The organism is Streptomyces javensis, assembly GCF_039525925.1.
In the GTDB taxonomy this organism is placed as follows: domain Bacteria; phylum Actinomycetota; class Actinomycetes; order Streptomycetales; family Streptomycetaceae; genus Streptomyces; species Streptomyces asiaticus.
This window is the reverse complement of the sequence record NZ_BAAAIF010000009.1, coordinates 151,599-177,177: the sequence shown is the minus strand read 5'-3', so window position 1 is coordinate 177,177 and position 25,579 is coordinate 151,599. Positions and strand designations below refer to the sequence as shown.

The following is a 25,579-nucleotide window of genomic DNA, read 5'->3' as shown; positions in this document are numbered from 1 at the left end:
GTCATCAGGGGTCATCGCCGGATTCGAGGTCGGCCGCTCTCCAGCCCGTCGCGTGCTGCCTCCATGAAGGCGTAGCGACGTTCGCGCTTGCTGGTCGACTGCCCAGTCACGACGGTGTTGCGCATACACACGTGGAGCGCATCGGTGTAGTCATGAGCAGCCTGGGCCGCCTCGTGTGAGCAGACCAGCTCGACAGCCTTCTTTGCGAGCCACAGGTCATGCAGCTTCTCATCTTCAGGGTCTTCGGGAGCTGCCAGGCCAAGCTTTCTGCGGTCCAGTATCAATTCGACCCGTTGCGCAGCAGCCAGGAACCCCAAGATGGCTTCTTTGCGCTCACTGCGCTCCGCGTCCGCGCGTTGTCGCTGGTCGCGTTGTTCCTCGACGCGTGTCGCCAGGTGCTGTCCCACAAGCGTTCCCACGGTCCCGAGAAGGACACCAATCAAGGCGAGGACTGTGCCTCCAGAAGCTCCATTCACGACGTACAGCCTGGTAGATGGCTGCCGTGTCGGGACGGCGACTCGTGAAAACGGCTTTGGCCCGTAGGCCGCGAAATCTGGTCCACAGCTGGTCCACACGCGCTGGTCAACGCTGGGATTGGGGCGGTCGGAGTGAGACACCGCCAACGCAGAAGGGGCGCCCCTCGACTCGGGGCACCCCTTCTGACCAGCTAGTTCGCTGACCTCGGCGGAGGCTGAGGGATTTGAACCCTCGGTGACATCGCTGCCACGACGGTTTTCAAGACCGTTCCCTTAGGCCGCTCGGGCAAGCCTCCCCGCGCCGTTGGTGATGGCGCGGGGATCAGCCTAGCGCGTCAGCTGTCACCCTTGCGCTTCCCCAAGGTGACGTCCACCTTGGACACCTTGCCGCCGCGCTTGTAGGTGAGGGTGACCTTGTCGCCGGGCTGGTGGGTCCAGATCTCGCTGATGAGGGTGGGGCCGCTGTCGATGACCGTGTCGTCGAGCTTGGTGATCACGTCGCCGGACTTGAGGCCGGCCTTGTCGGCCGGGCCGCCGGGGACGATGGCGGGGCTGCCGCCGGAGCCGTTGGAGGCGATGGTGGCGCCGCTGGTGGAGTCCTTCATGTTGACCGTGGCCTCGATGACCGGGTAGACGGGCTGGCCCGTCTTGATCAGTTGCTCGGCGACGTTCTTGGCCTGGTTGATCGGGATCGCGAAGCCGAGGCCGATGCTGCCGGACTGCTGGGACTCGCCGAGTCCGCTGCCGTTGCCGGCGGACTGGATGGCGGAGTTGATGCCGATGACGCCGCCGTCCGCGTTGAGCAGCGGGCCGCCGGAGTTGCCCGGGTTGATGGAGGCATCGGTCTGGAGGGCGCTCATGTACGAGGCGTTGCCGCCGCCTCCGTCGCTGGAGGCGACCGGGCGGTTCTTGGCGCTCACGATGCCAGTGGTGACGGTGCCGGAGAGGCCGAAGGGGGCGCCGATGGCGACGGTGGCGTCGCCCACGGCGACCCGGTCGGAGTTGCCGAGCGGGAGCGGGTCGAGCTTGGCGTCCGCGGCGTTCTTGAGCTTGACCACGGCGACGTCGTAGCCCTGGGCGCGGCCGACGACCTGGGCGGTGTACCGCTTGCCGTTGGAGAAGGTGGCGGTCAGCTTGCCGTTGTCGGCGGCCGAGGCGACGACGTGGTTGTTGGTGAGGATGTGGCCCTGCTTGTCGTAGACGAAGCCGGTGCCGGTACCGCTCTCGCCGTTGTTGCCCTGCGCCTCGATGGTGACGACGCTGGGCAGCGTCTTGTTGGCGATGCTGGAGACCGAGCCGGGCGCGCGGCTCTCCGTCTTGGGATTGCCGTAGGCGGAGACGGTGGTGGTGTCGCCGCTGTCGCTCTCCCGGTCGGCGGCCCAGAAGCCGATGCCGCCACCGATGCCGCCCGCGACCAGGACGGCGGCCAGCACGGCCGCGACCAGCCCGCGGGGCTTGCGCTCGAAGGGGCCGGAGGACGGCGGCACGGGGGCGGTCCCCCACGGTCCGCCCGGGCCGCCCGGTCCGCCCGGGCCTCCCTGCCCGCCCTGTCCTTCGCCCTGGCCGCCGTGCGACTGTCCGCCCTCGGCCGACCACCACGCGCCGGCCGGCCCGGCGTCCGGGCCGGAGCCCGCACCGGGGCCCTGGGCGCCGGGCGCTCCGCCGCCGGACCCGTCGCCCGCGCCGGCCGACGCCGAGACGGCCGCGGGAGCGGCCGGTGGCGCGGGCGGGGGCGTCGACGGGGGCTGGGCGGGGGGCATGGCCGACGGCGCGGGCCCGGGGGCCCCCGGCGACCCCGCGGCGTCGGGCGTGCCTATGGGCCCGTCCGGTGCGGCGCCCGCGGTGGGCTCGTAGTCCGGCGCGGGCGGCACCGCCGGGTTCGGGTGCGGCGCCGGAGGGGCCGGATGCGGCCCGGGCGCGGGCGGAACGGCAGAGCCCTCGTTCTCGGTGCTCACAGCTCTCTCCTCAGGTGCACGACAGATTTCCTCGACGGCCTGCGTGTACGTCTTAACCGTTACGTCTTACCGTCATCAGCTTTTCCCACAGCGCGTCAGACCGCCGTAAGGAGCGACAGCCCCGCGGACTACCACCCTTTATCCCGGACAATTCGCCCCACCGCCATTCCGTGCGAACGAACGGAGGGGCCGCGTCCACCGGCTCACACCGGGCGGTGGCACCATAACGCGGTGACCTATGCGCGCCCTGCCCGGGACGGCCGCCCCGGGCCGCACATCGTCTCCGTCGTCGCTCACCGCGGGGCCTCCGAAGACGCCCCGGAGCACACCCTGGCCGCCTACCGTAAGGCAATCGAGGATGGTGCCGACGCCCTGGAGTGCGATGTCCGGCTGACCGCCGACGGCCATCTCGTCTGTGTGCACGACCGCCGCATCGACCGCACCTCCAACGGCCGGGGTGCGGTCTCGGCCCTGGAGCTGTCCGATCTGGCGACTCTGGACTTCGGCTCCTGGAAGGGCCGGGCCACCGACAGGGAGGAGCCGGACCGCGACAGCCGGGACAGCACCTCCGTCCTCACCCTGGAACGGCTCCTGGGGTTCGTCGCGGATGCCGGACGCCGGATCGAACTGGCGATCGAAACCAAGCATCCCACCCGGTGGGCGGGCCAGGTGGAGGACCGGCTGCTCGGGCTGCTGCGACGCTTCGGCCTGGACGCGCCGCCACCCGGCGAACGTTCACCCATCCGTGTGATGAGTTTCTCAGCGCGCTCCCTGTACCGGATCCGCAGCGGGGCCCCCGCCATCCCCACCGTCTACCTGATGCAGTTCATACTGCCGCGCCACCGGGACGGGCAGTTGCCGCCCGGGGTGCGGATCGCGGGGCCGAGCATCCGGATCGTACGCAACCACCCCGGCTATGTGGCACGGCTCCAGCGCGAGGGGCACCGAGTGCACGTCTGGACCGTCGATGAACCGGAAGACGTCGAATTGTGCGTCCGCCTTGGCGTTGACGCGCTGATCACCAATCGCCCCAAACAGGTACTGTCCCAACTCGGACGCTCATAGTGGGCATTACAAGGCGTACACCGGCGCGTTCGGTACGTATTCGATCGTGACGAGTGCGTCACGCGATGCCACTTGGCCGGTTTCCGCTCCAGCACCGCGGGGCATTCATCCCGTGGCGTGGGGCTAAGGAGGTCTCGGGGGTGGCGTTGGTGGTGGCACGGCAGGTGCCGACGTCGTCGACCATGGCCGTACCCCATGGTCCTGCGGGCGTCCGCGCGGCAAGACAGCGGATGCGTCTCGATTTGGGCAGGACTGGGGTATCGGATTCGGTCATAGACGACGCTGTATTGATCCTTTCAGAACTGCTCAGCAACGCATGGCGACATGGCCGCCCGTGGCGTTCCGACCATGGTGGCGGCACGGTCAGGGCTGCATGGACCGTCGACGAGGACGACCGGCTGACGGTCGAGGTGACGGATGGCGGCGGACCCACAAGGCCACTTCCGGCCAAACCGTCGGTGACCGCACGCGGCGGCCGCGGGCTGAACATCATCAAGTCGCTGGCCGAGGAATGGGGCGTGCGGGACGAGATCGGCGAAGTCACCGTGTGGGCTCTTCTCCCGCCCGACGACGAATTCGCCCGCCGCGTCACGATTCCCTCGGATCTCTCCCCGGAGCTGGGCACCACCCTGGGTGCGGAGCTGGCCTCCGGGCTGCGTCCGGGCCTCGACTCGGGTCTCGGCTCGGATCTCGACTCGGGTCTCGGCTCGGATCTCGGCTCGGATCTCGGCTCGGATCTCGGCTCGGATCTCGGCTCGGATCTTGGCTCGGATCTCGACGCCGACCTGGGCCCTGGTCTCGGCTCGAATATCGAGGCGAACATCGATCCCGATTTCGATCGCGAGCTGGACTTCGCCGATCTGGACGAGCTCGCGTAGCCGACGCGGCTCAGGGAGCCTACGCGGTTCGGCCAAAGGGCTAGGCTCGCGCCCGTACCAGTCGTACGCGCCGTAAGGAGAGCATCGCCGCGGCCGTACGCAGACCGTCACGGGCGTACGAGCAAGCCCTGAGCCGCACGATCGGGAGACAGCCTCACCATGGCCAAGAAGCGCCGCCCCCAGACGAAGGCCACAGGCCCACGGGTCGCCAACGGCGAGATCCCTGTGGTGGGCGCGCGGGAGCCCTGCCCGTGCGGCTCGGGCCGTCGCTACAAAGCCTGTCACGGCAGGGAAGCCGCACACGCCGTCACCGAGCTGGTGCAGCGCCCCTTCGAGGGGCTCCCCGGCGAATGCGACTGGGTGGCCCTGCGCGAGCTGGTGCCCGCCGCGACCGTCGAGCTGACCCTCGCCGAGGGGCTGCCCGAGGGGGTTCCGTCGGTCACCCTGGCGACCGTGCTGCCCATGGCGTGGCCCGCGCTGCGCCGCGACAACGGCACCGTGCTGCTCGGCCTCCAGAACGACACGCCCTCCGGCGACATCAGCCGCGACCTGGCCGACACCCTGCGCCGCGCGCTGACCGCCGAGCCGGGCACCCCGGTGGCCGCCGAGCGGGCTCCGGGCGACGGTCCGCGGCTTCAGGATCTGCTCGACCCGAAGGGCACTTTCTCGCCGACTCTGCACGAGGGGTTCGAGTTCTGGCTCGAGGACGCCGCGAACGCGACCGGAGAGGTCGCCGCGTCCCTGGAACGGGCCAACGCGGCCGCGATCCCCACCGCCCGGCTCACCGGCGTGGAGGCGGCCTACTGGTGCGAGACGCCGGAGAAGAACCACCTGCGCTGGGTGATGGCCCACTCCGAGGAGAAGCTGCTGGACGCGCTCGCCCGGCTGCACGCCGCGGGCGCCTCCTCGCTCGGCGAGAACACCCGGCTGGTGGGCTCCTTCCGGGCCCACGGGCTCACGGTGCCGGTGTGGGATCTGCCACGCGGGATGACCGCCGAGGACACCGAGAAGCCGGCCGTGGACCTGGCAGAACGGCTCGCGGAGGCGCTCGCCTCCGACGCCCCGCTGACGCCTGAGCAGCGGCGCGCCCGGGGCGGTCTCACCAACCGTCAGGTGACGCTGAGCTGACGTCCCCCGGACGGCCGGAGGGCGCCGCGGGGGCACGTGACGCCGCTCACAACTCACTGTTACGCCCTGCAAATCGACGTCCGGAAATCCGCGATCGAATTTGCTATCGGCCGATCTCTTGTTACGGTTCTAAAAGCCCGGTCGCTGGTGCATCCCCCGTCGCCAGCGACCGGGCGCTTCCATGTCCGCGTCCGGACGGCGGCGCGGGTCGGTGGGGCTGGTACGGACCAACTGCCACCGGCGGCAAGGGAATTGCTCCCGGGGCCCGGCGGAGGCCCGGTAAGGAAGTCGCTCCGGGGCCCACGGTGCGCGGCACCGGCCCTCACGGCAAGAAGAACGGGCTCGGAGCCCAGGAAGTCGCCTCCCCGGCCTCCGAGCCCTCACACACCCGCGAGCGTCGCGCTCAGCGGTCCGCCGCGCTCAGCGGCCCCCGAACCCCCGCACCCGGGGCCCGCCTCAGTAGGCGAGCCGACTGCCTCCGTCGGGCGCGCTGGTGCTGGCCTCGACCAATGCGTTCACCACCGTGGCCACCTGGGGCAGCCAGGGCCGCCCGGAGCGGCGCAGCGGCGGCCGCTCCCAGCGCACCCGCCCGGAACCGGTCTGCGACGGCGGCAGCACCACATAGCCGCCCTCTCCGTGGAACCGCAGCGAGCTGGGCACCCAGTCCTGCTGGTTCAGCAGCTCGCCGAGGTCTTCGAGGGAGTACGGCTCCACCAGCAGCGACCAGCGGGTGGGCGTGGCGACCACCGGGCCGAGCCGTACGCCCGCCCGGTCGAAGACCGCCAGCGCCCGCGCCCCGGCGACCGCGGGCAGGCTCACCGCGCAGGGCGCGTGACCGCCGGTGGCCAGCAGGAGGGGCGCGGAGGGCCGGTTGCCCCACCACCAGCGCACCATGCGCTCGTCCGTGGTGGCGGCGAGGAGAACAGGGTCGAACGGATGTCCACCCGGAACCGCACATTCTGGGTCGGGGCAGCCGCATACGCGCGGCCGTCCGCCGCCGGACCGGAGCCCGACGCCAGGGACCACGGGCCACTGCCACTCGGTGGCGCAGGTGAGCGCCGCGCGCAGCAGCGGCGACCGCGCGCCGCGCCGCAGCGAGAACTTGCGTCGCCTTCCGAGGATCTCGCGCATGAGCGCTCGTTCCTTTCCGTTAACGCCGAGGGCTGTCCGTCGCACTACATCGCACTTCAGATGGCACTTCACTTGGACTTACGTGGCGCTGTCCGGCATCGTTCGGCCCGTCACAGCAGGTGGATCACAAGTCACTGCGCGTACAAGGCAGCGCATCACGCCGCAGGCCGAGCGTGGAACGTGGCGAGGGGTGGCGCGCGCATGGCGCTTGCCGTCCGGTTGGTGCCTTCCTCGCCACTCGGGGATGGGCGCGGCCGTTGTGGTCTATGACGCCTGGACCGGCCGCGGGGTTCCGGGGCGATCCGAACTGCCCCTGCCCCTCTCCGATGTGTACCCGCCGCGGTGGAGACGACGCGCTGTAGAACGACGTCAGTCGACCTCGAAGGGACAGCCTAACGACTTTTTTTCAGCCAAGTTCAATTCCCCCCAGACACCAACAAGACCACCGGGACAATGCTGGACATCGCATCTGCGCTCCGTGTACATCTGGAGACAGTAGCGGCACAGTAGCGGCGCAGCACGACAGGGGGTTTGCGATGCTATTGAGCGAGCCGGACCCGGCGGGTGAAGGCAGCGGGCCATGAACGCGCCCCACGCGCCGAAAGTGGCTGGAATCGATCCTTCCCTCCCCTCGCCCACGCAAACTGCCGACCCCGTCACACCGCCCCTGGCCGCACCCAACTCCGGTGTCCAGGACCGGCTCGCGGGCTGGGTCTCGGACCTCACCACCCTTCATGAGCTCACCGAGCGGCTGGTCCGGACCGACTCCCTCGACGAGGCGCTGCGCGAACTGCTGCGCGCGGGCGCGTCCCTGGTCGGCGCCCGGCGCGGACTGGTGGCGCTCGAACCGGCCGACGGGCTCGGCCCGGTGATCACCGTGGGGCTCGGTCTCGGCCACGCCGACCTCGGCCAGATCGAGACCATCCCGCGCGGCTCCGCCTCCGCCGGCCATCTCCTGGACGGGCTGCCCGAGGCGGGCGGCGAGCGGCGCGCCGATGTGGCCCACCCCGATATCGCCAGTGAGGCCGATCTCGACCCGCGCCATCGCGAGGTGGCCGCGCGGCTCGGCTTCTCCGCGAGCTACGCCGTGCCGCTGGACCCCTTCCGCGCCACCCCCCGCACCACACCCGGCCTCTCCGCCATCCCGGCGCCCGCCCCCGGCGTGGACGGGTCCGGCACCGGCACCGGCTCCCCGGCAGACGCGGGCGACCACCCGGCCTCCGGCGTCCCGGGCGTACCCGGCTCCGGACCGACGAGCGTCCCCGGGACGACGAGCGTCGCCGACGCCCCGCCCGTCCCCCGCCCGGTCCCCAGCACCGACCACGGGCGCGATACCGCACCGGCCGCCGCGCCTTCGTCCGGCCTTACGGCCGCCATGGGCGCCGACGGCCCCTCCGGGCGGCTCGGCGCAGCCGCCTGGCTCTACGACGAACCCGCCGAGCCGGCGGAGCGCCAGCGCCATCTCGTGGGCCTGTACTGCCAGTACGCCGCCGCCCACATCGCCCGGCTGATCGAGCTCTCCCGTGCCCGCGCCGCCGTCGCGACCGTCCAGGAGGAGCTGCTGCCCACCCGGCTGCCCCGCGTCCCCGGGGTGCGCCTGGCCGTCCGCCACCACCCCGGCCCGCGCGGCGGCGGGGACTGGTACGACGCGCTGCCGCTGCCCGACGGGGCGCTCGGGCTCTCGGTGGGCGGGGTCTCCGGCGCCGGGCCGAGCGCCGTGGTCGCGATGGGGCGGCTGCGGGCCTCGCTGCGGGCGTACGCGGTGATGGAGGGCGAGGACCCGGTCGCCGTGCTGTCCGACCTGGAGCTGTTGCTACGGCTCACCGAGCCCGCCCGCTCCGCGACCGCCCTCTTCGCCTACTGCGAGCCCGGGACGCGCAAGGTGGTGCTGGCCGGGGCCGGGCACTGCCCGCCACTGCTCACCGGGGAGCGGCGCACCGAGTTCGTGGAGACCACCCTGTCCGCGCCGCTGGGGATGCTCTCGTGCTGGGAGGCGCCCAGCGTGGAGGTCACACCGTCCTCCGGAGAGACCCTCCTCTTCTACAGCGACGGGCTGCTCCACCGCACCGGGGAGCCGATGGACCGGGCCTTCGCCCGGCTGCACACGGCCGCGGCGAGCGCTCCCAAGGGCGTCCGCGGCGACCCGGACGCCTTCGCCGACCATGTGCTCCGTACGGTGCTCCCCGACGGTCCGGCGGCCTCCGCGGGGCGGCCCTCGGAGGACGGCACCGAGGACCTCGTCCTGCTCGTGGCGCACTTCGACTGAGGCGTGGCCTGCGCAGGCTGACGCGTGGCCCCCTTACGGACACGGCCTCCTTGCGGACATGGCCTCCGTACGGACGTGGCCCCCTCACGGACATGGCCCCCTTGCGGACGTGGCCCCTTACAGACACTTACGGGTGCTCCTCACGGCCGCGGCTCGAGCGGAACCACGACCCCACTGGAGCCGTGGTCCCCCGGCGCCTCGGGCCCTCCCCGCCGTCTGGCCCCGCACATACGATGGGAGGGGTCCAGTTCGAGGAGGAAGACGTGACCGAGGAGCCCACTTCCGAAGCCCCGGAGACCCCGGAAGGCGAGGAGCCCATCAAGCAGCGGAAGAACGGCCTGTACCCAGGCGTTTCCGACGAGCTCGCCGCGAGCATGCGGTCCGGCTGGGCGGACACCGAGCAGCACGACTTGGAGCCCCTCGCACAGGCTCCGCACACCGCCCGCCGCCGCGCCGCGCTGTCCGCGCGCTTCCCCGGCGACCGCCTGGTCATCCCTGCGGGCAATCTCCGCACGCGCTCCAACGACACGGACTACAGCTTCCGCGCGTCGACCGAGTACGCGTACCTCACCGGCGACCAGACCGAGGACGGTGTCCTGGTGCTGGAGCCCGAGGCGGGCGGCGGCCACACCGCGACGCTGTATCTGCTGCCGCGCTCCGACCGGGAGAACGGCGAGTTCTGGCTGGACGGCCAGGGCGAGCTGTGGGTCGGCCGCCGGCTCAGCCTCACGGAGGCCGAGAAGCGGCTGGGCCTGCCCGCCAGGGACGTCCGCAAGCTGGCCGACGAGCTCCGGGACGCCACCGGCCCGGTCCGTATCGTGCGCGGTCACGACGCCGGTCTTGAGGCCGCCCTGACCGACAAGGTCACCGGTGAGCGCGACGAGGAGCTGCGGGTCTTCCTCAGCGAGCAGCGCCTGGTCAAGGACGAGTTCGAGATCGGGCAGCTCCAGGCGGCGGTCGACTCGACGACCCGCGGCTTCGAGGACGTCGTCAAGGTTCTGGACAAGGCGCGGGCGACATCGGAGCGCTATATCGAAGGAACGTTCTTCCTTCGGGCCCGGGTCGAGGGCAACGACGTCGGCTACGGCACCATCGCCGCCGCGGGCCCGCACGCCACCACGCTGCACTGGGTGCGCAACGACGGCCCGGTGCGCTCCGGCGATCTGCTGCTGCTGGACGCGGGCGTGGAGACCACCACCCTCTACACCGCCGACGTGACCCGCACCCTGCCGGTGAACGGCACCTACAGCCCGCTTCAGCGCAAGGTCTACGAGGCGGTCTACGAGGCCCAGGAAGCGGGCATCGCCGCGGTCCGGCCGGGTGCGAAGTACCGCGACTTCCACGACGCCGCCCAGCACGTCCTCGCCACCAAGCTCGTCGAGTGGGGCCTGGTCGAGGGCCCGGTGGAGCGGGTGCTGGAGCTGGGGCTGCAACGCCGCTGGACGCTGCACGGCACCGGCCACATGCTCGGCATGGACGTCCACGACTGCGCCGTGGCCCGCACCGAGACCTATGTGGACGGCACCCTGGAGCCCGGTATGTGCCTTACGGTCGAGCCGGGGCTGTACTTCCAGCCCGACGACCTGACCGTGCCGGAGGAGTACCGGGGCATCGGCGTCCGGATCGAGGACGACATCCTGGTGACGGAGGACGGCAACCGGGTGCTGTCGGCCGCGCTGCCGCGTACCGCCGATGCTGTCGAGGCGTGGATGGCCCGCCTCACCGGCTGAGGACGGCCGTCCGGCGGCGGCTCATCGCCTGAGCGTGTGGGTCCCGTGGGGAGCGGTGGTGCCGCTCCCCACGGGGCTCAGTGCCGCCCCGGCACCTTGCGGGTGGTCACCGCGATCCGGTTCCAGGAGTTGATCGTGAAGATGAGTGCGATGAGCTGGGCCAGCTCCCGCTCCTCGAAGTGCCGGGCGGCCCGCTCGTAGACCTCGTCCGGGACGCCGCCGGGCAGCAGCGTGACCGCCTCGGTGAGCGCCAGGGCGGCCTGCTCCTTCTCGGTGTAGAACCCGGCCTCCCCGGCCTCCTCCCAGACCCCCACCAGGGCGATGCGCTCCTTGCTCTCGCCCGCCTCATGGGCGTCGGTGGTGTGCATATGGAGGCAGTAGGCGCAGTGGTTGAGCTGGGAGGAGCGGATCTGCACCAGCTCCACCAGAGCCGGGTCCAGGCCCTCGCGGGCGGCCGCGTCCAGGCTGATCAGCGCCTTGAACGCCTTGGGGGCCGCCTTCGCGAAGTCGACCCGCCCGGTCGTCTGCCGCGACGCCGTCGCGGTCTGGGGCGCTGTCGCGGTCTGGGCAGCCGTCGCGGTCCGTGCCGTCGTCTGTGTCGTCGTCTGTGTCGTCGTCTGTGTCGTCGCGGCCGTCTGGGTCGTCGCCGTCTGGGTCGGTGTCGAAGTCGTCATGGGAATGAAATTAGGCCGCTAAGCGACCCTCTGTAGGGTGCATTTCCATGGCGGATTCATGGGTCAATTCGGCGGAGATCCTCGGCAGTGACCTCCATCTGGAGCTCACCCGCGCGGGCAGCCGCAGAACCGCCCTGATGGCCGCGGTGCGCGAGGCCATCCGCGAGGGGCGGCTCGCCCCGGAGACCCGGCTGCCGCCTTACCGTTCCCTCGCCGCCGACCTGGGCATCGCCCGGAACACGGTCGCCGACGCCTACGCCGAGCTGGTCGCCGAGGGCTGGCTCACCGCCCGCCAGGGCTCCGGCACCCGGGTGGCACCCCGCCCGGCACCGCCGCCACCACCCCGCCGAGCCCCCGGCCGAGGTAGTCGGCAAAGGCGCGGCGCAGCTCCGGGCGGCCGTCGCGGGCCCCGGCCCGCCCCGCGGCCGGTGCACAACCTGCTCCAGGGCCAGCCGGACGCCGCCTCCTTCCCCCGCACCGCCTGGCTCACCTCGGCCCGCCGCGCCCTGGCCGCCGCGCCCCACGAGGCGTTCGGCCCCGGCGATCCGCGCGGCCGCCCGGAGCTGCGCCGCGCCCTGGCCGAGTACCTCGCCCGCGTCCGCGGCGTACGCACCGACCCTGAGCGGATCGTCGTCTGCGCGGGCTTCGCGCACGCGGTGCGGCTGCTGAGCGACACCCGGCTGCTGCGGCCCCGGATCGCCGTCGAGTCCTACGGCCTGGCCTTCCACCGCTCGCTGCTGCGATCCGCCGGGATCCGTACGGTCCCGCTGCCCCTGGACGCCGATGGCGCCCTTACGGACGCACTGGCCGACCTCGACGGCGTACGTGCGGCCCTGCTCACCCCCGCCCACCAGTTCCCCACCGGCGGTCCGCTGCACCCCGAGCGGCGGGCCGCGGCGGTCGCCTGGGCGCGGGAGAGGGGCGGTCTGGTGCTGGAGGACGACTACGACGGGGAGTTCCGCTACGACCGTGGTCCGGTGGGCGCCGTCCAGGGCCTCGACCCCGACCGGGTGCTCTACCTCGGCTCGGTCAGCAAGAGCCTCTCCCCGGCGCTGCGGCTGGGCTGGATGGTGCTGCCGGACCATCTGGTCGACGGCCTGCTGGCCACCAAGGGGGAGCGCGAGGGCTGGACCGGCGTCCTCGATCAGCTGACCCTCGCGGACTTCATCGAATCGGGCGGGTACGACCGCCATGTGCGCCGTATGCGCCAGCAGTACCGCCGTCGGCGGGACCAGCTCGTCGCCGCCCTCGCCGAACGCGCGCCCCATATCCGCGTCTCGGGGATCGCGGCCGGTCTGCACGCGGTGCTGGAGCTGCCGCCCGGCACCGAGCGGTCCGCGCTGCGCGCCGCCGCCTGGCAGGGGCTGGCGCTCGACGGCCTCGGCGGCTACCGCCATCCGGACGCCACCACGCCGCATCGCGACGGGCTCGTGGTCGGCTACGCGACCCCGCCCGAGCACTCGTTCGCGGGGGCGCTGGACGCGCTGTGCCGCGCCCTGCCGCCCGAACGGACGGCCTCTGAGGCCGGGGCGGCCACCTGACGTTGAGCCGCCCGAACGGACTTCCCTGGCCTCGGGGCGGTTATGACGCCCTCAGCAGCGCTCCTTCACGCCACTTGAGAATCTTGTCGAAGCTCACCACCACCCCGCCGCGACCCGGCCGGTCGCGGTAGCGGACATGGTCGGTGAGGGCCTCGATGAGAAAGAGCCCCCGTCCGTGCTCCGCCTGTGGCGGGGCCGGACTGCGCGGCTGCTGTGGCCTCGGCGCGCCCGCCGGACGCCGCTCGTTCCGGGTGCGGGCCTCGCGGCGGACGGTGCCGCGTCCGGCGAAGCCGGGACCGGAGTCGGTGACCTCGATACGGCAGGTGTCGCCGTCGATGTAGGCCGTGACTCGATAATCCCCGCCCGTGCCGTCGCGACCCCCGTGCTCCACCGCGTTCGCACACGCCTCGGAGAGGGCGACCGACAGATCGTAGGAGATCTCCGGATCCACTCCGGCCGTCTCCATGGTGCCGAGGAGCAGTCGTCGTGCGAGCGGAACGCTCGCCGCCTCGCGGGGCAAATGGAGTGACCACCAGATGCTCATGCTCCAGCCTCCCGGCCGCGGCTCGACATACCGTTACGTATTGCCTGGGTCCATGGTCCGTAAGCGTGTTATTGACGTGACTCCGCTCATTCAGCGGACGCGCTCGATGCGCGAACCGGTGTATGGGCCTGTCCCGGTGTGCGCCGGTACGCCCCACCCGCCGTAGGTAACGCGTCCGCCCAGTGGGATGATGGCGCGGCCATGGCTTCCCCTGTCGCCCGTGCCGGCGCCGATCTGCGAATGCTGCGGGCCGCGGTGTTCACCGCGGTCTGCGTCGTGCTGTCCGCGACGGGGCACGTGCTGGGCTCCTGCGCCACCGTGCCGCTCTGGACGCTGGGCGTGGGCTGTGCGGCGATGTTCACGGTGGCGCTGTCCCTGGCCGGGCGGGAGCGGTCGCTGCCCGGGATCGCGGCCGTGCTGGCCGTCGGGCAGCTGGCGCTGCACGCGCTCTTCGCGCTCGGGCAGGACCGGGCCGCGGCGGCCGAGGAGGCCGCCCATCGGGCCGACGCCGCCCAGGGCCATGTGATCGGCCTGGCCGCGAAGCTGCTGTGCGCGTCGGGCCCCGGACGGCTCGACGCCGCGACGGCCCATCGGATCGTCACCCACGCGGGCATCGACCCGTCCGCCGCGCACGGCGGCCCGCACGTCATGTCGGCGTCCACCGCCCCCGCGGGGCAGGCGGCCGGGATGGAGAGCCTGCTGCCTTCGCTGCCCATGACCCTGGGCCATCTGCTCGCCGCGCTGGCCATCGGCTGGCTGCTGCGCCGGGGCGAGATGGCCGTATGGCGGGCGGTGCGGCTGTCGGTGAACGGGGCCCGAGGGGTCGCGGAGGCCGCGCTCGTACGGGCGCTGCGCGCCGCCCTGAGGCTCGTACGGGTGCTCCTGGCCCCCTCGCAGGCGCCTTACGGCGGGCCGTGCCGTCCGCGCACGGCCGAGCGGGACGAGGGCGGGACGACCGCCCTCGTCCTCCAGCACAGCGTGATCAGGCGGGGACCGCCGGTCTGCGACCTCGCGGCCTGACCGAAGCGACGCTCCTCCAGCGGGACCGGAGGGCGGCCGTGACGTCGCCGTACGCGCACCCACCCATCTGATCATTCCTGTTCCTGGAGTGTTGACATGAACGCCATGCGTCTTCGCCGTCTGCCGGTCCTCGGAGCCCTCACCGCGGGCGGCTTGGTGCTGCTCACCGCGGGCCCGGCCTTCGCGCACGTGAGCGTGCAGCCCGGTCAGGCCGAGAAGGGCGGCTACAGCACCATCAACTTCAAGGTGCCCAACGAGCGCGACGACTCCTCCACCGTCAAGCTCGAGGTGACCCTCCCGGCCGACCACCCGCTCGCCTCGGTGATGCCCCAGCCGGTGCCCGGCTGGGACGTCAAGGTCACCAAGTCCAAGCTCGCCAAGCCCATGGAGATGCACGGCGAGAAGATCAGCGAGGCGGTCACCAAGGTCACCTGGACCGGCGGCAAGATCGAGCCGGGGATGTTCCAGCAGTTCCCGCTCTCGGTCGGCCAGCTGCCCGACGACGCCGACCAGCTCGCCTTCAAGGCCCTCCAGACGTACGACAACAAGGAGGTCGTGCGCTGGATCGAGGAGCCCAAGGAGGGCGCCGCCGAGCCCGAGAACCCGGCTCCGGTGCTCAAGCTGGTCGCCCCGGCCGAGGGCTCGGACGCCGATGGCGCCGCCGCGGCGTCGGGCCAGGACAAGGACTCCGAGAAGGCCGGAGCGGAGAATTCCGCCTCCAAGGACACCTCGGACGACGAGGGCGGCAGCGACACCACCGCCCGGGTGCTGGGCATCGCGGGCATCGTCATCGGCGCCGCCGGTGCCGTCTTCGGCGTGGTCGCCAGCCGCCGCCGCTCCGCCTGACCGCCTGCCCCTCCACCGCATGCGTGTACCGCCGGTGACCACGGCTCCTGAACCGGCCGTGTGATCCCGGCGGGGGCGGCGGGCCCTCGCGCCCGCCGCCCCCGCGCGCCACCGATCCACCCCCCCTCTTTGGAGAACAGCTCCATGCGCACCAAAATCCTGGCCACCGCGCTCGTCGCCACCGCCGCGCTCACCCTCAGCGCCTGCGGCGGCTCGGACGACGGGGGCAAGGGCGACAACGCCGCCGCCGAGGTCAAGGGCGGCCAGAGGTCGGGGCAGGCCATCGTCCTCGACCGGGCGAAGGCCAAGCCCGACCTCGTCCTCACCGGCACCGACGGCAAGAAGTACGACCTGCTGAAGGAGACCAAGGGCCGGCCCACCCTGCTCTTCTTCGGCTACACCCACTGCCCCGACGTCTGCCCGCTGACCATGAGCAACGTCGGCATCGCGGTGAAGAAGCTCCCCAAGGCCGAGCGGGAGAAGCTGCGGGTCGTCTTCGTCAGCACCGACCCCGCCCGTGACACCCCCAAGCGGATGCGCTCCTGGCTGGACGCCCAGGGCGGCACCGACTTCGTCGGCCTTACCGGCGACTTCAACACCATCGAGGCCGCCGCGCGGCCGCTGGGCATCTTCATCGAGAAGCCGAAGAAGGAGAAGGACGGCAGCATCACCGTCAGCCATGGCGCCGAGGTGATCGGCTTCTCGCCCAAGGACGACAAGGGTCACTGGATCTACACGACGGAGGCCACGGCGGACCGTTACGCCAAGGATCTGCCGAAGATCATCGAGGGGCGGAACCCGTGATGGCGGCGGGCCCCGGCATCCGTAAGGCGGCCGCCGTGGTCCTCACCGTCGGTCTGTCCACCGCGCTCGCCGCCTGCGGGAGCGAGGACAGCGGCGGCGGGAGGAGCGGTGACCACGCGGGTCACAAGGGCGCCCCGAAGCTGTCCGTCAGCGGCGCCTATGTCTCGCGGCCGCCCATGGACGACATGGCGGCGGGCTACCTGGCCGTACGGAACGCCGGTGGCGGCGCCGACGAGCTCACGTCCGTCACCACCCCGCTCGCCTCCGAGGTCACCCTGCACACCACCAAGGGCAACCGGATGAAGCAGGTGAGCTCGCTCGATGTCCCGGCCGACGGCCGGCTCGAGCTGACCAGCGGCGGAGATCATCTGATGCTGACAAACCTCACCCACCGGCCGAAGGTCGGTGAGAGGGTCAGTTTCACCCTTCACTTCGCCACCTCCGACCCCATCGAGATCCAAGTCCCGGTCGAGCCGACGACGTACCGCCCCAAGGACTGACGCCCGATGCCCTCGCTGACCTCCCTGGCCCCCGCCGGGCCCACCGCGACTCCCACCCGGACCACCGCGACCGCCCGGCGGCTGATGGCGATCTGCGGCACCCTGCTCGCGGCGCTGCTGTGCGCGCTGACCGCGGGCGCGAACTCCGCGTCCGCGCATGCCGCGCTCACCTCGACCGACCCCGCCGACGGCTCGGTGGTGAAGACCGCCCCCAGGGAGGTCACGCTGAACTTCTCGGAGGGCGTGCTGCTCTCCGGCGACTCGGTGCGCGTGCTCGACCCCAAGGGCAAGCGCGTGGACACCGGCAAGACCGCCCATGTCGACGGCAAGTCGTCGACCGCCGCCGCCGGGCTGCACTCCGGACTGCCGGACGGCACCTACACGGTGGCGTGGAAGGCGGTCTCCGAGGACAGCCACCCGGTGAGCGGCGCGTTCACCTTCTCCATCGGCGCCCCGTCCAAGACCAAGGCGAAGGTGCCCACGGGCGAGGCGTCCGACTCCACCGTCAGCACGCTCTACGGGATCGGCCGGTACGCCGCCTACGGCGGTTTCGCGGCGCTCGTGGGCGGCTGTGTGTTCGCCGGGCTCTGCCGGTCCTCGCGCCCGGTGCGGAAGATCGCCGTGGGCGGCTGGGTGACGGTCTTCACGGCCAGCCTGCTGCTGTTGCTGCTGCGCGGGCCGTACACCGACGGCGAGGGGATCGGCGGCATCCTCGACCTCGGCAGGCTGGGCGATGTGCTGTCCACCAAGCCGGGCGCGGCGCTGCTGTCCCGGCTGCTGCTGCTCGGCGCGGCGGCGGTCTTCCTGGCCGTCCTCTTCGGCTCGTACACCCGGCGCACCGGGGAGGGGGAGGCGGACGCGCGGCGCCGCCAGGACCTCGCCTTCGGGCTCGGCTTCGGCGGCACCGTGATGGCCGTGGGGCTCGCCGCGACCTGGGCGATGGCCGAGCACGCCTCGGTGGGCCTGCAACGGCAGCTGGCCATGCCGGTGGACGTGATCCATCTGATCGCGGTCGGGGTATGGCTGGGCGGTCTGGCCTCGCTCGCGGTGACGCTCCGGGCGGGCGAGCCGATCGAGCGGGCGGCCGTGCGCCGCTTCTCGCGGCTGGCCTTCGGCTCGGTCGTCGCCCTGGTGGTCACCGGGCTGTACCAGTCGTGGCGGCAGGTGGGCTCCTGGGGCGCGCTGACCGACACCGAGTACGGGCGATGGCTGCTGGTCAAGGTGGGTCTGGTGGCGGTGCTCGTGGGCATCGCCGCCATCTCGCGCCGCTGGACCGGGCGCCTTACGGATGCCACGGGGGCGGCTGGGGCCGAGGCGGATGAGGCGGAGGCCGTGACGGACGCGGAGGCCGAGGCGGAGAGCGGTGCCGAGGCGGAGAGCGGTGCCGAGGCCGATGTCGCGGCCACGGCCGAGGAGACCAAGGCCGGGGCCAAGGCGGCGGTGAAGGCCGCGCGGCCGGTCCACACCGGTGCGGCCGACGCGGCCGTCGACGCCCCTGCCGACACCCCTGCCGACGCTGAAACCGAGTCGGGCGGCGGCCCCGGTACCGGCGCCGCCGACGGCGATCCCGTACGCACCGCCCAGCTCGCCCGTCAGCGGGCCGCCAAGGACAAGACCGCCACCCTGCGGGAGCGCGACGCCGACCGCGAGCGCAGCGGGCTGCGCCGGTCGGTGCTCGCCGAGACCATCGTGGCCGTCGTGCTGCTCGCGGTGGCCACCGTGCTCAGCGGCACCCAGCCCGGCCGGGCCGAAACCGAGCAGGCCGGCGCGGCCACCACAAAGCCCGCCGACCAGCTGAACGTCGACCCGGTGAGCGTGCTGATCCCCTACAACACGGGCCCCAAGAGCGGCCGCGGCAAGGCCGTGGTGATGATCGAACCCGCCCTGCCCGGTGACAACGCGCTGCACGTCTTCACCACCGACCTGGCCGACCGCCCCGTGGACGTGCCCGAGGTCAAGCTGTCGCTGACGCTCAAGGGCAAGGGGATCGGGCCGCTGCGCATCCCGCTCGAGCGTCTCTCGACCGGGCACTGGAGCGCCAAGACCGTCCAGCTCCCCATGGCGGGCACCTGGCAGCTCTCCCTTACCGTACGTACCTCCGACATCGACCAGGTGACGGAGACCAGGAACGTGAAAGTCGCTCAATGACCACAGAGCAACCACCCTCGTCCGGCATCTCCCGGCGGCGTCTGCTGGGCTCGGCGGGCGCCGCCGGAGCGGCCGGACTGGTCGCCGGCGGAGCCGCCGGGGCCTACGCGTCCGAGGCGACGCGGGAGGCACCCGTACCCCTCAGCTCGCTGGGCGCGACCGCCGTGCCCTTCCACGGCAGGCGCCAGCCGGGCATCACCACCCCCCTCCAGGCCCACGGCCATCTCCTCGCCTTCGACCTGGCGCCCGGTGCGAACCGTAAGGCGGCCGCCGCACTGCTGCGCCGCTGGTCGCGGACGGCGAAGGAGCTGATGGCGGGGGAGGCCCCACCGGACGACACCGGGATCGCGCTCGACGCCGGTCCCTCCTCCCTTACGGTCACCTTCGGCTTCGGCCGGACCTTCTTCGGCAAGGCGGGAGTCGAGGACAAGCTGCCGGAGGCACTCGCCCCGCTTCCCGACTTCGTCTCCGACGCACTCGACCCCAAGCGCAGCAACGGCGATCTGTGGATCCAGATCGCCGCCAATGACGCGCTGGTCGCCTTCCACGCGCTGCGCGCCCTACAGCGCGAGGCCGCGGACACGGCCCGGCTGCGCTGGCAGATGAGCGGCTTCAACCGGTCCCCCGGCGCCACCGGCCATCCCATGACCACCCGCAACCTCATGGGCCAGATCGACGGCACCAACAACCCCAAGCCGACCGACGACGACTTCGAGCGGCGGATCTTCGTACCGGAGAAGGGCGAGCCGGCGTGGATGGCGGGTGGCTCCTACGCGGTCGTCCGGCGCGTCCGGATGCTGCTGGACTCCTGGGACCACCTCTCCCTGGCGCGGCAGGAGAAGGTGGTCGGCCGCCGCAAGTCCGACGGCGCCCCGCTGTCCGGCGGCACCGAGACGACCCCGGTTCGGCTCGACAAGGTCGACGGGAACGGTGCGCTGGCCATCGCGGGCGCCGCCCACGTACGGGTCGCGGCGCCCGCGTCCAACCAGGGCGCCGCGATGCTGCGCAGGCCCTTCTCGTACCACGACGGCTTCCGCGACGACGGGGCACCGGACGCCGGGCTGCTTTTCATCGCCTGGCAGGCGGATCCGATGAAGGGGTTCGTGCCGGTGCAGCGGAAGCTGGACCTGGGCGACGATCTGTCGCGGTTCCTGCGGCACGAGGCCAGCGCGCTGTTCGCGGTGCCTCCGGGCTGCGCCCCGGGGGAGTACGTGGGTCAGGCACTCTTGGAGGCATAGGAAAGGGGACGAGCCGCCTCGGGGCCTCGCGTCCAAGGGGCGTCCACCGGGGTGTCCATCCGAGCGTCCATCCGGGTGTCCACCATGCGGGTCGGCGGTCCGTGCCGACGCGGGTATCGTGGCGGTCTCGTCTGATCACAGGGAGCGACCGTGATGTCGGCCAGCCGCTATGCCTACCTCGGCCCCGAGGGCACCTTCACCGAGGCCGCGCTGCGGTCCATGCCGGAGGCCGCCACCCGGGAGCTGGTGCCGATGGTCTCCGTGCCGGTGGCGCTCGACGCGGTGCGCTCCGGAGCCGCGGCGGCCGCCCTGGTGCCCATCGAGAACTCGGTCGAGGGCGGGGTCACCGCGACCCTCGACGAGCTCGCCACCGGCGAACCGCTGATGATCTACCGCGAGGTGCTGCTGTCGATCAGCTTCGCGCTGCTGGTGCGGCCGGGCACCGCGCTCACGGACATCAAGACGGTGACCGGGCATCCGGTGGCCCAGCCCCAAGTGCGCAACTGGCTGGCGGCGAACCTCCCGGACGCCGTGTGGGAGTCGGCCGCCTCGAACGCGGACGGTGCGCGGCTGGTGCAGGAGGGGCGGTACGACGCGGCGTTCGCGGGCGAGTTCGCGGCGTCCAGGTACGGTCTGGAGCCGCTGGTCACCGACATCCATGACGCGCAGAACGCGATGACCCGCTTTGTGCTGGCCGGACGCCCCGCCCGGCCCGCCGCCCGGACGGGCGCGGACAAGACCTCCGTGGTGATCTGGCTCGGTGACGATCACCCGGGCGCGCTGCTGGAGCTGCTCCAGGAGTTCTCCGCGCGCGGGGTCAACATGATGCGGATCGAGTCGCGCCCGACCGGCGAGGGCATCGGCCGCTACTGCTTCTCGGTGGACTGTGAGGGGCACATCACCGACCGGCGGGTGGGCTCGGCCCTGATGGGGCTGAAGCGGATCTGCCCGAAGGTGCGGTTCCTGGGCTCGTACCCCCGGGCGGGTGTGACGGCCGAGGACATGGCACCGCTGCGGCACGGGACGTCGGATGAGGCGTTCACGGAGGCGGCGGAGTGGCTGGCCCGCTGCCAGGACGGCCGGGCCTGAGACCGTCAACAGAATCGCTGCGGAAAAGTTATCCACAGGCTGATGGTCCACGCTGGGGATAAGTCGACATCACCAATCCGGCACAGCGGACGTATCGGGACACTCTGCGCATTGACCGCCATCACTCGACATCCCGCACTTGTCACCCCAATTCGCTCAACCAGCTCTTTGGAGTGAGGGATTCCTCTCTTGTGGAGTGTGTGAACGCGGTTTGATAGCGGAATCCATCGCCGAGCATCTGGGCGGCCTTAACGATCACTGCGACATCCACAGATCTCACACACAGCCTGTGGATAACTTCGGGGATTCCCCCCACGCCTGTGGACAACCAACCTCCAACTCACCCTGTACACAAGGGAAGAAGGTCGACTCGGCGCCACCTCTTTGCCCCTTTTCGGGGAATGCGGAGGCATTCCTTGACGGCGGCCGTCACAGGAATTCCCCGGTTTACCCACAGCCCCAAAAGGGGGCAAAACCGGACGCAAAGGAATATCGCGTCGAGTACCCGAGGTCCCACCGGTAACCTGGGGGGGTGATTGACCTTCGCCTGCTCCGTGAGGACCCCGATCGTGTGCGCGCCTCCCAGCGCGCTCGTGGAGAGGACGTCGGCATCGTCGACGCGCTCCTGACCGCCGACGAGCGGCGCAGGTCCTCCAGTGTCCGCTTCGACGAGCTGCGTGCCGAGCAGAAAGCGCTCGGCAAGCTCATCCCCAAGGCCTCCGGTGACGAGAAGGCCGAGCTGCTGAAGAAGGCGGGCGAGCTCTCCGCCGCCGTCAAGGCGGCCGACGCCGAGCAGGACGTGGCCGCCGAGGAGACCCAGCGGCTCCTGCTCCAGCTGGGCAATCTGGTCCATCCCGAGGTCCCGGTCGGCGGCGAGGACGACTTCACCGTCCTGGAGACCGTCGGCACCCCGCGCGACTTCGAGGCCGAGGGCTTCGCGCCCAAGGACCACCTGGAGCTCGGCGAGTTGCTCGGCGCGATCGACACCGAGCGCGGCGCCAAGGTCTCCGGCTCCCGCTTCTACTACCTGACCGGCATCGGCGCCCTGCTGGAGTTCGCACTGGTGAACGCGGCGATGGCGCAGGCCACCGCGGCGGGCTTCACCCCGATGCTCACCCCGGCGCTGGTCAAGCCGAAGGCCATGGAGGGCACCGGCTTCCTCGGCCAGGCCGCCGAGGACGTCTACCACCTCGACAAGGACGACCTCTTCCTGGTGGGCACCTCCGAGGTGCCGCTGGCCGCGTACCACATGGACGAGATCCTGGAGGTGGACCAGCTGCCGCGGCGCTACGCCGGGTTCTCCTCCTGCTTCCGCCGTGAGGCGGGGTCGTACGGCAAGGACACCCGGGGCATCTTCCGGGTGCACCAGTTCGACAAGGTCGAGATGTTCGTCTACACGACGCCGGAGGAGGCCGAGGCCGAGCACCAGCGGCTGCTGGAGTGGGAGAAGCAGTGGCTGACCTCGCTGGAGCTGCCGTTCCGGGTGGTCGACCTGGCCTCGGGTGACCTGGGCTCGTCGGCGACCCGGAAGTTCGACTGCGAGGCGTGGATCCCGACGCAGGGCAAGTACCGCGAGCTGACCTCGACCTCCAACACCACCGAGTTCCAGTCGCGTCGACTGTCGATCCGGATGCGCGAGGGCAAGCGGGTCCGTCCGCTGGCCACGCTCAACGGCACGCTGTGCGCGATCACCCGGACCATCGTCGCGATCCTCGAGAACCACCAGCGGGCCGACGGCTCGGTGCGGGTGCCCGAGGTGCTGCGGCCGTTCCTCGGCGGCCGCGAGGTCCTGGAACCGGTCGCGCGGTGAGCGGCGGCGACGTCCTTCCGTACCGCTTGGTCGCGACCGATCTCGACGGGACGCTGCTGCGCCCCGACCACACCGTCTCGGCGCGGACCCGTGACGCGCTCGCCGCGGCCACCGCGGCGGGCGCCGCGCACATCGTGGTCACCGGGCGGACCGTCCCGGTGGCCCGGCACATACTCGACGACCTCGGCTACGAGGGACTCGCGGTGTGCGGCCAGGGCGCACAGCTCTACCACGCGGGCGAGCACCGGCTGCTGACCTCCGTGACGCTGGACCGGCAGGTGGCGCTGCTGGCGCTGGAGAAGATCGAGGCGGAGATCGGCCCGCTGTTCCTGGCCGCGGCCCGCGACGGGCTGGACGGCGAGGTGCTGTTCGGCGAGGGGTACCGGATGGACCACGACGGGATGTCCCTGGTGCCGTTCACGGAGCCGGCCGAGCTGTGGTCGCGGCCCATCAGCAAGCTCTACATCCAGCACGCCGAGCTGGGCGACGACGCGCTCGCGGACGCCGCCCGGACGGCCGCCGGGGGCCTGGTCGGGGTGACGATGGCGGGCACCGGGCTGGTGGAGCTGCTGCCGCTGGGGCTGACGAAGGCCACGGGCCTGTCGCTTGCCGCGCGCCGGCTGGGGATGACCGCCGACGACGCGATCGCCTTCGGCGACATGCCCAATGACATCGCGATGTTCGGCTGGGCGAAGCACGCGGTCGCGATGGCCAACGCGCACCAGGACCTCAAGGCCGTCGCCGACGAGATCACCGCGTCCAACGCGGAGGACGGCATCGCCGTGGTGCTGGAGCGGCTCTTCCCGGCGGCAGCGGCGAGCGGCTGAACCGGCCGGGCCGGACGCCGGTGCGGCCGCCTCGGCGGACCGCCCGGCATCCGGGCTCAGTGGGGATCGCGGTCGGCCGCGGGGATCGTCAGCCGGGTGCGGGGCGGGTCAGCCGAAGACCTTGACCGCCTGGTAGTACGTCCAGGCCGTGCCGTCGCACGACGTCTTGGTGGCACCGCTGTAGGCGTTGCACACCCGCTTCAGGTCCTCGTAGAAGGCGCTGTCGATGCGCGCCTTGTTGGCGTCGAAGATGCCCATCGCCTTGTGGTTGCGGTAGCCGAAGTCATGCCGGGCGCAGGCGGTCTGGAAGGGGAAGCCGAACGGGTTGTCGGGGGAGCTGCTGCAATAGTCGGTGGACCAGTCGAACTGGTAGGAGGCCCAGGCGCCCTGGTTGTTCCGCGCCGCGAGCCAGGTGTTGTAGCTGCTCGCGCTGGTCTGGGTCCAGCTGGCGAGGACCTGCTGCTTGTCCGCGGGGACCGCCTCCGCGGGTGCGGCCAGGGCGATGGTGGCCGCCGCGGTGACGGCGGTGGCGGCGAGACTCGTGACGAGGCGACGCATTCGGGTTCCCTCCGTTTTTTACTTCTGACGCCCCCTCAAAAGCTTGTGGCGAAGGGAGGGGACGGCGCGGTGTGATCCAGCGCACGCCAAGAGTTCGCCAGGTCCCTGACAACAGTCAAGATCTACATCGACGTAGAGATGAACAGAGTTCGACCACCAGAGTTTCGGAGTTTCCTCCAACTACCGCTGTGGAACGGCCTGTTCAGGAGGCGCGCCAGGGCACCCGGGAGGGAGGGGTGAGCAGCGGCCCCGGGCCCTTGACCCGGCGGAGGATCGGGGTGGTCTCCATGTCCCGTACGGAGCTCAGCTCGGCGATACGGGTGGTCAGATAGGTGTAGAGGGCCGGGACATCGGCGCAGACCACGGTCGCCAGCAGATTCTTCGTTCCGGTGGTCGCACATGCGAACGCCACCTCGGGGTGGTTCGCGAGCGTCTGCCCGGTGGCGGCGAGCTCCGACGGCAGTACCGACAGCCATATCGCGGTGGTGATGCCCTGGCTGAACAGCCGGTGGGAGTAGTCGACATCGAAGTACAGGGTGCCGTCGGCGCGCAGATTGGCCAGCCGGCGGCGCACCGTCGACTGCGACCAGCCGGTGGCGGCGGCCAGTTCGGCCAGCGGCGCCCGGCCGTCCCCCGCGAGGACGTCCAGCAGCTTGCGGTCCCCCGCGCTCACCGGTCCGCGCGGGCCCTTCGACCGGTCCGGGGCGGGCGTGCGCAGCCGCGCGATCTGCTCGGCCGTCAGCGCCTCGGACTTGTTGACCAGGCTCTGCTCCCCGCCGAAGTACTCATGCAGCACGCAGTGCGCGCTCACCCCCACGACCCTTGGGGTCTGCGGGAGTTTGCGCAGCAGCAGGGCGTCGCTGTCCTGGTCGGACGCCGCCCGCGTCGACGCGGCGACCTCGGTGCCGTCGGAGAGCACATGCACCCAGGAGGTGTCGGGCCGCCGCGCCATCGCCTCGGCCACCGGCAGGGCGGCGTCCGGCAGGCACCGCACCCGTACCAGCCAGACCACGTCACCGACCGCCGCCGGGTCGGTGAGCCCCAGCACCCGCATCGCCCCGGTCGTCCGCAGCCGGGTGTAGCGGCGGGCCACGGTCTGGTCGGAGACGCCCAGCACCTCGGCCAGTCGGCTGAAGGAGGCCCGGCCGTCGAGCTGGAGGGCGTGCACCAGCGCCCGGTCCAGGTCGTCGTACGCGTCGGATTCCACCGCCCCAAGCTAGCCGCTGTCGGATACCGCCGCCGGGTCGGGGCCCGGCTGGGAGAAGCGGCGGGGCCGGGGCGACCGTAAGAGCCGCGGGAACCGCCCTCGGGGTCGGCCCCGCCTCCCTTTGTCGGAACATGTCGGATCCCG

At 71.7% G+C, this 25,579-nt stretch carries 21 protein-coding genes, 1 tRNA gene and 1 pseudogene; 15 read left to right on the top strand and 8 right to left on the bottom strand.

What is annotated here, in order from left to right; genetic code table 11:
• Positions 1 to 11 precede the first annotated feature (11 nt).
• The 3 genes from ABD329_RS11690 to ABD329_RS11680 form a co-directional block, all read right to left on the bottom strand.
• Positions 12 to 407: a hypothetical protein gene (locus tag ABD329_RS11690; RefSeq protein ID WP_198279913.1), complete on the bottom strand. Its 396-nt coding sequence runs from the start codon at positions 405 to 407 to the stop codon at positions 12 to 14.
• 278 nt (positions 408 to 685) lie between these two features.
• Positions 686 to 772, bottom strand: a tRNA-Ser gene (locus tag ABD329_RS11685).
• Between the two features lie 39 nt (positions 773 to 811).
• A complete protein-coding gene (locus ABD329_RS11680; protein WP_344316311.1) occupies positions 812 to 2,431 on the bottom strand; it encodes a S1C family serine protease in 1,620 nt (539 codons plus the stop codon).
• A 231-nt stretch (positions 2,432 to 2,662) separates the two neighbouring features.
• Here ABD329_RS11680 and ABD329_RS11675 point away from each other — a divergent pair, with 231 nt between their 5' ends.
• From ABD329_RS11675 to ABD329_RS11665, 3 genes and pseudogenes are all read left to right on the top strand, one after another.
• On the top strand, positions 2,663 to 3,496 hold the full coding sequence (locus tag ABD329_RS11675; RefSeq protein ID WP_198281146.1) for a glycerophosphodiester phosphodiesterase: 834 nt from the start codon (positions 2,663 to 2,665) through the stop codon (positions 3,494 to 3,496).
• Positions 3,497 to 3,549: 53 nt separating this feature from the next.
• Positions 3,550 to 4,116, top strand: a pseudogene (locus ABD329_RS11670) (ATP-binding protein); the annotation flags it as partial.
• A gap of 417 nt (positions 4,117 to 4,533) precedes the next feature.
• On the top strand, positions 4,534 to 5,502 hold the full coding sequence (locus ABD329_RS11665) for a DUF5926 family protein (RefSeq protein ID WP_138914859.1): 969 nt from the start codon (positions 4,534 to 4,536) through the stop codon (positions 5,500 to 5,502).
• A 456-nt stretch (positions 5,503 to 5,958) separates the two neighbouring features.
• On the opposite strand, the gene ABD329_RS11660 is transcribed toward ABD329_RS11665, so the two are convergent.
• A complete protein-coding gene (locus tag ABD329_RS11660) occupies positions 5,959 to 6,633 on the bottom strand; it encodes a bifunctional DNA primase/polymerase (RefSeq protein WP_198281145.1) in 675 nt (224 codons plus the stop codon).
• A 580-nt stretch (positions 6,634 to 7,213) separates the two neighbouring features.
• Here ABD329_RS11660 and ABD329_RS11655 point away from each other — a divergent pair.
• Together ABD329_RS11655 and ABD329_RS11650 are read left to right on the top strand one after the other, a co-directional pair.
• Positions 7,214 to 8,899 (top strand): GAF domain-containing SpoIIE family protein phosphatase, encoded by a 1,686-nt coding sequence (locus ABD329_RS11655; protein WP_344316310.1) that lies wholly within the window; start codon positions 7,214 to 7,216, stop codon positions 8,897 to 8,899.
• Positions 8,900 to 9,132: 233 nt separating this feature from the next.
• The gene (locus tag ABD329_RS11650) at positions 9,133 to 10,629 is read left to right on the top strand and encodes an aminopeptidase P family protein (RefSeq protein ID WP_198281773.1); all 1,497 of its coding nucleotides are present in this window, start codon (positions 9,133 to 9,135) and stop codon (positions 10,627 to 10,629) included.
• A gap of 77 nt (positions 10,630 to 10,706) precedes the next feature.
• Here the strand turns inward: ABD329_RS11650 and ABD329_RS11645 are convergent, their stop codons facing one another.
• Complete coding sequence (locus ABD329_RS11645) at positions 10,707 to 11,303, bottom strand: carboxymuconolactone decarboxylase family protein (RefSeq protein WP_198281772.1); 597 nt, start codon at positions 11,301 to 11,303, stop codon at positions 10,707 to 10,709.
• A 47-nt stretch (positions 11,304 to 11,350) separates the two neighbouring features.
• Between ABD329_RS11645 and pdxR the strand changes: the two genes are divergently transcribed.
• Positions 11,351 to 12,844: a MocR-like pyridoxine biosynthesis transcription factor PdxR gene (gene pdxR, locus ABD329_RS11640; protein WP_344316309.1), complete on the top strand. Its 1,494-nt coding sequence runs from the start codon at positions 11,351 to 11,353 to the stop codon at positions 12,842 to 12,844.
• Between the two features lie 40 nt (positions 12,845 to 12,884).
• On the opposite strand, the gene ABD329_RS11635 is transcribed toward pdxR, so the two are convergent.
• Positions 12,885 to 13,388, bottom strand: coding sequence for an ATP-binding protein (locus tag ABD329_RS11635; RefSeq protein ID WP_121824507.1), 504 nt, complete (start codon positions 13,386 to 13,388; stop codon positions 12,885 to 12,887).
• A 201-nt stretch (positions 13,389 to 13,589) separates the two neighbouring features.
• Between ABD329_RS11635 and ABD329_RS11630 the strand changes: the two genes are divergently transcribed.
• The 9 genes from ABD329_RS11630 (at position 13,590) to ABD329_RS11590 (ending at position 23,670) form a co-directional block, all read left to right on the top strand.
• The gene (locus tag ABD329_RS11630; protein ID WP_198275984.1) at positions 13,590 to 14,408 is read left to right on the top strand and encodes a hypothetical protein; all 819 of its coding nucleotides are present in this window, start codon (positions 13,590 to 13,592) and stop codon (positions 14,406 to 14,408) included.
• Between the two features lie 105 nt (positions 14,409 to 14,513).
• Positions 14,514 to 15,254, top strand: coding sequence for a YcnI family copper-binding membrane protein (locus ABD329_RS11625; protein WP_198275987.1), 741 nt, complete (start codon positions 14,514 to 14,516; stop codon positions 15,252 to 15,254).
• Between the two features lie 144 nt (positions 15,255 to 15,398).
• Positions 15,399 to 16,058: an SCO family protein gene (locus tag ABD329_RS11620; RefSeq protein WP_198275983.1), complete on the top strand. Its 660-nt coding sequence runs from the start codon at positions 15,399 to 15,401 to the stop codon at positions 16,056 to 16,058.
• Positions 16,058 to 16,558, top strand: coding sequence for a copper chaperone PCu(A)C (locus ABD329_RS11615; RefSeq protein ID WP_198275982.1), 501 nt, complete (start codon positions 16,058 to 16,060; stop codon positions 16,556 to 16,558). The genes ABD329_RS11620 and ABD329_RS11615 overlap by 1 nt, the downstream gene beginning before the upstream one ends.
• Positions 16,559 to 16,564: 6 nt before the next feature.
• Positions 16,565 to 18,706, top strand: coding sequence for a copper resistance CopC/CopD family protein (locus ABD329_RS11610; protein WP_198275981.1), 2,142 nt, complete (start codon positions 16,565 to 16,567; stop codon positions 18,704 to 18,706).
• Complete coding sequence (efeB, locus tag ABD329_RS11605) at positions 18,703 to 19,944, top strand: iron uptake transporter deferrochelatase/peroxidase subunit (RefSeq protein WP_198275980.1); 1,242 nt, start codon at positions 18,703 to 18,705, stop codon at positions 19,942 to 19,944. The genes ABD329_RS11610 and efeB overlap by 4 nt, the downstream gene beginning before the upstream one ends.
• A 153-nt stretch (positions 19,945 to 20,097) precedes the next feature.
• Positions 20,098 to 21,033: a prephenate dehydratase gene (pheA, locus tag ABD329_RS11600; RefSeq protein WP_198275979.1), complete on the top strand. Its 936-nt coding sequence runs from the start codon at positions 20,098 to 20,100 to the stop codon at positions 21,031 to 21,033.
• Positions 21,034 to 21,565: 532 nt separating this feature from the next.
• Positions 21,566 to 22,843 (top strand): serine--tRNA ligase, encoded by a 1,278-nt coding sequence (gene serS, locus ABD329_RS11595; protein WP_198275978.1) that lies wholly within the window; start codon positions 21,566 to 21,568, stop codon positions 22,841 to 22,843.
• Complete coding sequence (locus ABD329_RS11590) at positions 22,840 to 23,670, top strand: HAD family hydrolase (RefSeq protein ID WP_198275977.1); 831 nt, start codon at positions 22,840 to 22,842, stop codon at positions 23,668 to 23,670. The genes serS and ABD329_RS11590 overlap by 4 nt, the downstream gene beginning before the upstream one ends.
• Before the next feature lie 108 nt (positions 23,671 to 23,778).
• Here ABD329_RS11590 and ABD329_RS11585 read toward each other — a convergent pair whose 3' ends face one another.
• Together ABD329_RS11585 and ABD329_RS11580 are read right to left on the bottom strand one after the other, a co-directional pair.
• On the bottom strand, positions 23,779 to 24,228 hold the full coding sequence (locus tag ABD329_RS11585; protein WP_198275976.1) for a phospholipase: 450 nt from the start codon (positions 24,226 to 24,228) through the stop codon (positions 23,779 to 23,781).
• Between the two features lie 202 nt (positions 24,229 to 24,430).
• On the bottom strand, positions 24,431 to 25,435 hold the full coding sequence (locus ABD329_RS11580) for an Lrp/AsnC family transcriptional regulator (protein ID WP_198275975.1): 1,005 nt from the start codon (positions 25,433 to 25,435) through the stop codon (positions 24,431 to 24,433).
• Positions 25,436 to 25,579: the final 144 nt, after the last annotated feature.

What these genes read in the sequence shown, in the direction of transcription:
- ABD329_RS11660 (WP_198281145.1), bottom strand. Translation starts at nt 6,633, where the DNA reads ATGCGCGAGATCCTCGGAAGGCGACGCAAGTTCTCGCTGCGGCGCGGC.
- ABD329_RS11625 (WP_198275987.1), top strand. Translation starts at nt 14,514, where the DNA reads ATGCGTCTTCGCCGTCTGCCGGTCCTCGGAGCCCTCACCGCGGGCGGC.
- ABD329_RS11655 (WP_344316310.1), top strand. Translation starts at nt 7,214, where the DNA reads ATGAACGCGCCCCACGCGCCGAAAGTGGCTGGAATCGATCCTTCCCTC.
- ABD329_RS11665 (WP_138914859.1), top strand. Translation starts at nt 4,534, where the DNA reads ATGGCCAAGAAGCGCCGCCCCCAGACGAAGGCCACAGGCCCACGGGTC.
- ABD329_RS11585 (WP_198275976.1), bottom strand. Translation starts at nt 24,228, where the DNA reads ATGCGTCGCCTCGTCACGAGTCTCGCCGCCACCGCCGTCACCGCGGCG.
- ABD329_RS11630 (WP_198275984.1), top strand. Translation starts at nt 13,590, where the DNA reads ATGGCTTCCCCTGTCGCCCGTGCCGGCGCCGATCTGCGAATGCTGCGG.
- ABD329_RS11620 (WP_198275983.1), top strand. Translation starts at nt 15,399, where the DNA reads ATGCGCACCAAAATCCTGGCCACCGCGCTCGTCGCCACCGCCGCGCTC.
- efeB (WP_198275980.1), top strand. Translation starts at nt 18,703, where the DNA reads ATGACCACAGAGCAACCACCCTCGTCCGGCATCTCCCGGCGGCGTCTG.
- pdxR (WP_344316309.1), top strand. Translation starts at nt 11,351, where the DNA reads ATGGCGGATTCATGGGTCAATTCGGCGGAGATCCTCGGCAGTGACCTC.
- pheA (WP_198275979.1), top strand. Translation starts at nt 20,098, where the DNA reads ATGTCGGCCAGCCGCTATGCCTACCTCGGCCCCGAGGGCACCTTCACC.
- ABD329_RS11650 (WP_198281773.1), top strand. Translation starts at nt 9,133, where the DNA reads ATGGGAGGGGTCCAGTTCGAGGAGGAAGACGTGACCGAGGAGCCCACT.
- ABD329_RS11615 (WP_198275982.1), top strand. Translation starts at nt 16,058, where the DNA reads ATGGCGGCGGGCCCCGGCATCCGTAAGGCGGCCGCCGTGGTCCTCACC.
- ABD329_RS11635 (WP_121824507.1), bottom strand. Translation starts at nt 13,388, where the DNA reads ATGAGCATCTGGTGGTCACTCCATTTGCCCCGCGAGGCGGCGAGCGTT.
- ABD329_RS11610 (WP_198275981.1), top strand. Translation starts at nt 16,565, where the DNA reads ATGCCCTCGCTGACCTCCCTGGCCCCCGCCGGGCCCACCGCGACTCCC.
- ABD329_RS11645 (WP_198281772.1), bottom strand. Translation starts at nt 11,303, where the DNA reads ATGACGACTTCGACACCGACCCAGACGGCGACGACCCAGACGGCCGCG.